This window comes from Sphingomonas sp. ABOLE (assembly GCF_003950455.1).
In the GTDB taxonomy this organism is placed as follows: domain Bacteria; phylum Pseudomonadota; class Alphaproteobacteria; order Sphingomonadales; family Sphingomonadaceae; genus Sphingomonas; species Sphingomonas trueperi.
In genome coordinates this window covers 1-6,363 of record NZ_QQWY01000078.1, presented here as the reverse complement: position 1 = coordinate 6,363, position 6,363 = coordinate 1, and the positions used below count along the sequence as shown (strand labels likewise).

Annotated in this window: 7 protein-coding genes; all 7 read right to left on the bottom strand. The window is 64.4% G+C overall.

Features of this window, described 5'->3' with window-relative positions:
* Positions 1-329 precede the first annotated feature (329 nt).
* From CA234_RS23700 to CA234_RS23670, 7 genes are read right to left on the bottom strand one after another with little or no spacing between them, the layout of a single operon-like run.
* Positions 330-1,079 carry an HAD-IIB family hydrolase gene (locus CA234_RS23700; RefSeq protein ID WP_004212890.1) on the bottom strand — a complete coding sequence of 250 codons (750 nt, stop codon included), beginning with the start codon at positions 1,077-1,079 and terminating at the stop codon, positions 330-332.
* Positions 1,076-3,577, bottom strand: coding sequence for a heavy metal translocating P-type ATPase (locus CA234_RS23695; RefSeq protein ID WP_126002910.1), 2,502 nt, complete (start codon positions 3,575-3,577; stop codon positions 1,076-1,078). The genes CA234_RS23700 and CA234_RS23695 overlap by 4 nt, the downstream gene beginning before the upstream one ends.
* Positions 3,574-4,182, bottom strand: coding sequence for a cation transporter (locus CA234_RS23690; protein WP_004212885.1), 609 nt, complete (start codon positions 4,180-4,182; stop codon positions 3,574-3,576). Before CA234_RS23690 ends, CA234_RS23695 begins: the two co-directional genes overlap by 4 nt.
* Complete coding sequence (locus tag CA234_RS23685; protein ID WP_004212882.1) at positions 4,179-4,865, bottom strand: hypothetical protein; 687 nt, start codon at positions 4,863-4,865, stop codon at positions 4,179-4,181. Before CA234_RS23685 ends, CA234_RS23690 begins: the two co-directional genes overlap by 4 nt.
* A gap of 3 nt (positions 4,866-4,868) precedes the next feature.
* Positions 4,869-5,282, bottom strand: coding sequence for a hypothetical protein (locus CA234_RS23680; RefSeq protein ID WP_004212881.1), 414 nt, complete (start codon positions 5,280-5,282; stop codon positions 4,869-4,871).
* A 47-nt stretch (positions 5,283-5,329) separates the two neighbouring features.
* Positions 5,330-5,707, bottom strand: coding sequence for a hypothetical protein (locus CA234_RS23675; RefSeq protein WP_009824022.1), 378 nt, complete (start codon positions 5,705-5,707; stop codon positions 5,330-5,332).
* Positions 5,704-6,192, bottom strand: a complete 489-nt coding sequence (locus CA234_RS23670) for an SRPBCC domain-containing protein (protein WP_004212879.1) — start codon at positions 6,190-6,192, stop codon at positions 5,704-5,706. Before CA234_RS23670 ends, CA234_RS23675 begins: the two co-directional genes overlap by 4 nt.
* Positions 6,193-6,363: the final 171 nt, after the last annotated feature.

Sequence of the window (6,363 nt, the reverse complement as noted above, 5' to 3'; positions counted from 1 at the left end):
GCATGATCAATCGTCGTCGATCGGCTCGCGGCACACCCATCAGGTGCATCATCAGTTTCAATTACACCGGACCTCAGTTTTGGTGTAGGTTCTGTGCGGCTCCGCTTCCAAAATGACGGTCATGAGAGCGTAGGATTCCGCCCCCTCCCGCAAACGCCCCCTACGATTGAGAAGCGCGGCGGAATCTCTTAGATTGATCGCTGGAGGCTTTGTTCGCGGAGACGCGCACATTGCCTTCTTTTCGTTTTAGGAAGCGCTGCCCTAAGCGACAGAAGCCAGAGCTTTGACAATGCGGCATTCCGCGATGGAGCCGACCATGTATCTTGATCCTATCGGTGCAGACACGCGATGATGGCGGTCACGACGGCGGTGGTTTCCGCGACGTCGCGCACCCTCACTGTGTCGAGGCCGATTTCAGCAGCGGGATAGTCATTCCCACCGGGGAATATCGCATCCCCAATGAACAGCATCCCGTCGAGCGGGACACCGCTCTCGGCACTCAGGCGCTTCAGGCCATAGCCCTTGTCGATCCCTGCTCTGGTCACGTCGATCGATGTCGTGCCACCGAGATTGATCGAGAGCTCCGGCAGCTTCGCGCGCAACGTGGCCTGCAACGCGGTCCTCTTCTTTCGGTCAGGATCCCACGCTTCCTTTTCCTTCAGCGGCGCTGCCTGCCCCAGGCCCGAAAAGGTGATCTGGCTGCCCCGGTCCTCGATCCGTTCGCCCCAGATACGTTCGTCGGCGAGACCGGCATCGGTCAGCGCCTGATCGAAGGCCGTGCGGATCTTCGCCTTCTCCGCGTCGTCGAACAGTTCGGCATAGACCGCGCGCCAAGCGCCATTGATGAACCGATAGAGTTTCGTGCCTGTGGTCGGCATCAACCAGAGACGGTCGAGCGCGACGCCGGCAGGAAGGCGCGAGGCGATCTGCTTTTCGAACTGCGGCCAGTCCCCGCCCGAGATCACCGCCACATCCGTGATGGCGAGCAATCGGGCGAGGATTGCGGCCATATCCTCCGATAACGGCCGCTTGCTCTCGGCAAGCGTGCCGTCGAGGTCGAAGGCGATCAGCCACTTCATGCCGCCTTCCCTGCCGGATCGCGGTAGGCGAGCAGCCTGAGCGCATTGATGACGACGAGCAGCGTCGATCCCTCATGAACCGCCACCGCTGGCCCAATGCCGAGGCCGAGGATGGTAGCAGGCACCAGGAAGGCGACGACACCCAGGCTGACGAAGACGTTCTGCCGGATGATTCCACGGGTATGGCGGCTAAGACCGACTGCGAATGGCAGGTGCGCCAGATCGTCGGCCATCAGCGCCACGTCGGCTGTCTCCAGCGCAACGTCCGACCCCGCCGCGCCCATCGCGATGCCGACCGTGGCGCTTGCCATCGCCGGCGCATCGTTCACGCCGTCGCCCACCATCGCGACCTTGTCTTCGCCGGCGAGCTTCTTGATCGCGGCAACCTTGTCTTCGGGCATGAGGTCGCCCCACGCTTCGTCGATCCCGACTTCGTCGGCGATCGCTTCGGCGACTTTCTGGTGATCGCCGGAGATCATTATCATCCGCGACACGCCCATCTCGTGCAGCCGACGCAACGCGGTCTTGGCAGCTTCGCGAGGCGTGTCCATCAGGCCGATCGCGCCCAGGTCGCGGTCCCCCTTGCGGACCACCATTGTCGTGCGGCCGTTCTCGCGCAGCTTCGCGATTGCGTCCTGCGCGCCCTGCCCCAGCGCCGGAATGCCCTCACTTCCGAACATCTCGGCCTTGCCGATCCACACCGTCTCGCCATCCACGCTCGCGGTGACGCCCCGACCGGTCAGGCTCTTGAGGTCGCCGGCAGTCGGCACGGCACGATCGTTCAGACGTTCGCGGCCGTCCTTGACGATCGCTTGGGCCAGGGGATGGTCGCTCAACGCTTCGACGGCGACAGCCAGCGCCAGCAACTCGCCTTCATCGGCGCCATCGACGGGCACGACATCAGTGATGCGCGGACGACCTTCGGTCAGCGTGCCCGTCTTGTCGAAAGCGATCGCTTTGAGCGACCCGAGGTTTTCGAGCGGTGCACCGCCCTTCACGAGCACGCCGCCCCGCGCTGCACGGGCAACGCCCGACAGGACCGCGCTCGGCGTTGCGATCGCGAGCGCGCACGGGCTTGCCGCCACCAGCACCGCCATCGCGCGATAGAAGCTGTCGCGGAACGGCTCGTCGACGACCACCCATGCGAACAGCAGGAGCACTGACAGGACCAGGACGGCGGGCACGAAGATCCGTTCGAACCGGTCGGTGAAGCGCTGCGTCGGCGACTTCTGCGTCTCCGCTTCGCTCACCATCTTCACGACCTTGGCAAGCGCGCTTTCATTGGAACGGCGTGTCACCTCGATCTCGATCGCGCCGCCGCCGTTGATCGTACCAGCAAAAACCCGGCTTTCCGCGTCGACTGCATCGGGCTTGGCGCGTGCCGCTGCGGCATCTGCGACCGGCACCTTGTCGACCGGGATGCTTTCACCCGTGACCGGGGCCTGGTTGATCGCGCTGGTGCCCTTGATGACGAAGCCGTCGGCAGGCAGGCGCTCGTTCGGGCGGACGATGGCAATGTCCCCGACGACCATCTGCTCGACCGGGATTTCGCTGGTCTGCCCGCCGCGTCGCACGGTCGCGGTTTCGGGCGCGAGCTTCGCCAGCGCCTCGATCGCCTTCTTGGCGCGGCCCATTGCATAATGCTCAAGCGCATGGCCGAGGCTGAACAGGAACAGCAGCAGCGCACCTTCGGCCCATGCGCCCAGCGCAGCGGCGCCGGCCGCAGCGACCAACATCAGCGTGTCGATCTCGAACTTCTTCATCCGGAGGTTGTCGATCGCCTCGCGCAGCGTGAAGAATCCGCCGAAGAAATAGGCTGCGATATAGCAGGCGGTCGGCAGCCATTCGGGCGCGCCAGCGACCAGCCTCTCGATCGCGTAGCCGATCCCCAGCAGCGCGCCACAGGCGAGCGCGAAGATCAGCTCGGTATTGGGGCCGAGAAATTCGGCGTGGCTATGGTCGTGGCCATCGCCGGGGCCGTGCTTCTCTTCGCCCGCGCCGTGGCCCCCGGAGCCGTGGTCGTGGCCGGCATGTTCATCGGCAGCGACCCGCTTGCCCACCCTCACCTTCAGCTTGCGAAGCGCAGCGCGCACCTCCTCTTCGGTGGTTTCGCGGCGATCATATTCGACCCGGACAGACCCGCTGGTGCTGGCGCTTGCCTGGACCACGCCGGGCAAGGCGCACAGCGCATCGCTGACCGTGCGCGCCCGACGTTCGTGGTTGATCCCCGTCACCTGCCAGATCGCATGGCCGTAGCGCTCGGTGATTTCGGCACCTGCGGCGCGCACCATTTCGCGCAACCGTGGCAGCGGCAGCTTGGCGGCATCGAAATGGATGCACAGCGCCGCTGGCGTGTTGCCGTCGAGACAGATCACATGCGCCCGCTCGACACCTTCGCGCTTTGACAGGGTTGATACGAGACGGTCCAGGCAGGCATCGGCCGCGTCAGGAAGGTCCGGCAACAACACTGGAATGTCGAGTTCGAGCTTGTCGTTCATGACGACCTCCTTTCGCTTTTCTTGGTTTCGGCGCGCGCGTCGCGCAGGATTTCGACACCGCCCTTGATGGCGATGATGGCGGTGGCGAAGCCGACCAGCAGGTCCGGCCAATTGGTACCCAACCACAGCACCAGCACGCCGGCGATCAGGATGCCGCCGTTGGAAATGAAGTCGTTGAAGCTGAAGGTGGTTGCGGCCCGGAGATTGACGTCCGGATCCTTGAGGCGCTGGAGCAGCCGCAGGCAGAGGTAATTCACGACGCCGGCGATCGCGGACATGACCATCATGGTAGGTCCGATGGGCTCGCTGCCCTGCACGTAGCGCCGTCCGACATCGATCAAGATGCCGCCCGCGAAGATCAGCAGCATGACGCCCGAAGCGACCGCGGCGCGTGTCTTCCATGTCTGGCCCCGGGTGAGCGCCACAAGGCTCAGCGCATACACAGCCGTATCGGACAGGTTGTCGACGCCGTTGGCGATCAGCGCGCTCGAGTCCGCGAAGAAGCCGGAAACGAAGAAGCCCGCAGCGATCGCCGCGTTCAGCAGCAGGACGATCCACAGTGTGCGGCGCTCCTGCCCGCCATTGTTGTCGTTGCCCGGGATCATCCCATCATCTCCTCAAGTGTCAGCAGGGCCAGGAAGCCGACGAAAAACATCGAGCTGATGAGCGGGGTGTCGGGTTTCTCGTGCGCCTCGACCAGCAACTCCTCCGTGACGAGGTAGAGCAGCGCCATCAGCCCGAAGCTGAGGAAGCCGGCGATCATCACCGGCGACAGCGCGGCGACCGGCACGGCAGCGAGCGCGCCGATCGGCAGCAGCAGGGCCAATGCCGAGACGATCACGATGATGCGCAAGCGCGAGCGATAGGTTTCCGCCAGCTCGTCGGTCAGCGTCAGTCCCAGAAATAACACTTCCAGAGTGAGCGCGATCGTCAGCAGGAGACCTGCCTTCTCGCCCGCCACGAAAGCGAGGCCGAGCACCAGGCCGTCGACCAGAATGTCGATGCCGATCGCGGCGAGTAGCGCCATCGGCCCCTTGAAGCGGGCCTCAAGAGCCTTGAGCCCCAGCATGGTCGCGACGCCCGCCGCCCCGCCGATCAACGTCGCGCTGGGCGATGCCTCATGCTTGACCTGCGGCAGGATTTCGGTCGCTGCCGCCGCGAACACGACGCCGGCAGCGAGATGCTGTAGGCCCGCCACGAGGCCAGGTTTCAACTTGGTGCGGCTCGCGACAATCGCGCCGAGCACGACCGCCAGCACAGGCGCAAGCGTATAGAGCAGTGCCTGCATTTCCTAGGACTCCTCCGGGGTTCGGTGGCAGACGCGGATCTTCCCGCGTCGCGTGAACGCGATCGATCCGCCCGCCACGACAGCCCGCGAATGGTCGCCGCGAAACTCGTCACCGGTTCGCTGCGCGCGCAGGATCTCGGTCCTGCCCTTCGGCAGCCAGGTGACGGCCATTTTCAAGCCGTCATCGATGAAGTCGACATCGGCGCGTGTGCCGTCGTCGCAGTACATGATGCGCTGCGCGATTAGTTTCGACGTCAGATGCTTTTCATGCGCCGGCTCGGTAGGCTGGGTCGGCGCTGGATTACACGCCCCTATAACCGCCCCGGAGACGAGAACGACGCCGAGGCGCGCGATCGCCAGACCGGCCCGATTCAGGCCGCACAAGGTTGTCACATTTGAAATCGACGTGTCAGACATCGGTCTCTTCCGACGAAGCGCCCTGTGGCGTTCGAAGGCAGGGCAGTTCATCGCGTGCCTTCCTGCTCGCAGATCCGGGTACGGCCATCGCCTTCCACGATGGTGAGCTGCGACCCCTTGAAGGTCGCGGTGGCTGTTTCGCCGACATATTGCAGGCCCTGCGCTGGCGCGGTCAGCATCATCGGCGGTCCCCCGTTGGAGCGCCGCAAATCGATCTGCAGGCCGTTGTCCTTGTAATCGACGAACAGCGGTTCCCCGTCGGAACAGCGATATCTATGCCGCCCCATTTCCCCGGTCGCCACGGCGCTGTCGGACGAATGGATCTGCTGCTCCGTTGGCGGGGCTGGCGGCTTTCTTTCCGAGCACGCCGCGAGCCCGACAACGAGGATGACGGCGGGCAGCACCCGCTTACAGTGCATCATCATCGCGCCTTCCTCCTGTAGCGGAAGGGGACGCGCTGACGATTGATAGCCCGGGCAGGCTGACCTACCCGCCAGCGGAGATAGGTTGCGAGGCGATCGTCAGATTCGACCATCAGGGATCGCAGGCGGCGCAACATCATCGCCGCGAACGGCAGGGAGAGCGCCCCGCGCAGCGTGCAGCTATGCGTTAGCCTGGTGCCGCCATCGTCCCCCGCCAGCTCGTACCGCTCTTCGAGCGTGAACAGATAGGGGATGCCGCAGGACCAAGCGAAGGCGTGCGGTTTATCGAATCGATCAATCCGTGCTGGCGTCCGAATTGGCCGGGTGATGCCCTGGATCGCAAAGGTGCATTCTGTGTCGCCGAGCCGGGACGGATCATCGAGAAATACGAGCGGACTCCACGCCCGGCGATGATCCGGATCGGTGAGTGCCGACCAGATGCGCAGTGGCCCGCCGTGAAGCATCGAGCTGGTTATGGTGCGAGGCATATCCCCATCTCCCAGAGATGGGCGGGGCGATCGCGGATCGCCCTGCCCATCCATCAGGCCAAGTTGTTCACGAAGGTCTGACCGTGGTCGTCCCCTTCATGCTCCTCATTGTAGTGCTCGGGTTTCTCGATCACTTTCTGCCCGAACCGGGCATAGAGTGTCGGCAGCACG